The sequence below is a fragment of the Enterobacter sp. 342 genome (genome assembly GCF_036663495.1).
Lineage (GTDB): Bacteria > Pseudomonadota > Gammaproteobacteria > Enterobacterales > Enterobacteriaceae > Enterobacter.
Genome location: NZ_JAWUEI010000109.1, coordinates 1 through 1,189 on the forward strand (window position 1 = coordinate 1; position 1,189 = coordinate 1,189).

The window sequence follows — 1,189 nt, forward strand, 5'->3', positions numbered from 1 at the left end:
GCTGTTTCATACGCCACCTCCGAGAGGTAACGCAGAATGCAGAAAATCGCAGGTGCATTTCTGCATCTGTGACAAGGTGAGGAGTTCAGATTGTGGTCGCATTTAAGTCCCCTTAAATGCGCAGAAGTCACTGATGGGTGTTCAGGCCATCAGCAAAGAAAGTATGGACGGTTGATTCAACAAAATCAACTCAAGAGAAAGGCCTCCGAAGAGGCCTGTTTGTTATGCGTCGAATGGGTTAGGCATCACTGCTTCACTCCCTGCTCTGTGTTCTTCAGGTCATTCTCAGCAAACAGGATTGATGTTCTGGCTGAGCGCAAGCGAGCCTTTGCATTCTTCTCTTCTCGTTCCAGGTTGGCGACAGACTCGCGTAACTCATCCCTCTTCGCGTACAAAGACTTAATCTCAAACACAATATTTTCACCGTTACGGGCCCTGTCCAAAATCACCTCGAACGGATCAAGCATCGAGCCACACTGAAGGCAAATGAGCGTGCGGTTAGCTTCAGATATCTGAGTCTGATTGTGCTTGCAGTATTTCTGACCAGTGCTTTTCCTGTCGGTTATTTCAACATTCAGAAGCTTTTCTTCTTCTGATTTTGGTTGCACAAGTTGCACTACGTTGTCGGTGGTATCATCCATCACTTCAACTCCTGCTTCGGTGCTGCTGACAGTGGCATCCAGTGGGTTACGGTTATTGGGCACCACTCGATACCGTAGTTTTGTTCATACACTTGAGCGTACCAGCCATCTCCTTTTGGATGACATTCGCAGTACTGGCCTACATGCAATTCAACTCCAAAGTCCGGTCGCGGCCAGATATAGACAAAGTCATCGTCATCCGGCATCCGCTCACTGCAAGCCACCCAACCATCCGGAATAACCGGAGATTTGCCAGCCTCATAAGCAACGCGCAACCAGTGAAAAAACACCTCCGTCATCACGCATCCACATTCAACGTCAATAGTTCCTGTCTGCTGCGAAAGCCACTGATCGAATGGCAACTTGTAATCCGTAGTTACAGGTTCGGCACCCTGAAGCATGGCTGCGCGGCAGGCGTTCCATGAATCAGCCGCTGCATTGCACTCATCACTATCCCACTGGTAGGTAACGCCGCGTGGTGCGTAGGTGCTGGCGAGGATTTCGATATTTTCAGGCGTAGCTTCATCAGGCACAGATACCGGCGCTGG

At 49.8% G+C, this 1,189-nt stretch carries 2 protein-coding genes; both read right to left on the minus strand.

The window, feature by feature from the left end; all coding sequences use genetic code 11:
- Positions 1 to 245 precede the first annotated feature (245 nt).
- The gene (locus V6E55_RS25465; RefSeq protein ID WP_316944125.1) at positions 246 to 641 is read right to left on the minus strand and encodes a hypothetical protein; all 396 of its coding nucleotides are present in this window, start codon (positions 639 to 641) and stop codon (positions 246 to 248) included.
- A partial coding sequence (locus V6E55_RS25470; RefSeq protein ID WP_410493485.1) for a DUF551 domain-containing protein occupies positions 641 to 1,189 on the minus strand: 549 nt, incomplete at its 5' end. The genes V6E55_RS25470 and V6E55_RS25465, both read right to left, overlap by 1 nt.

Bases quoted from the DNA above. Each gene is read 5' to 3' on its own strand.
- V6E55_RS25465 (WP_316944125.1), bottom strand. From the start codon at position 641: ATGGATGATACCACCGACAACGTAGTGCAACTTGTGCAACCAAAATCA.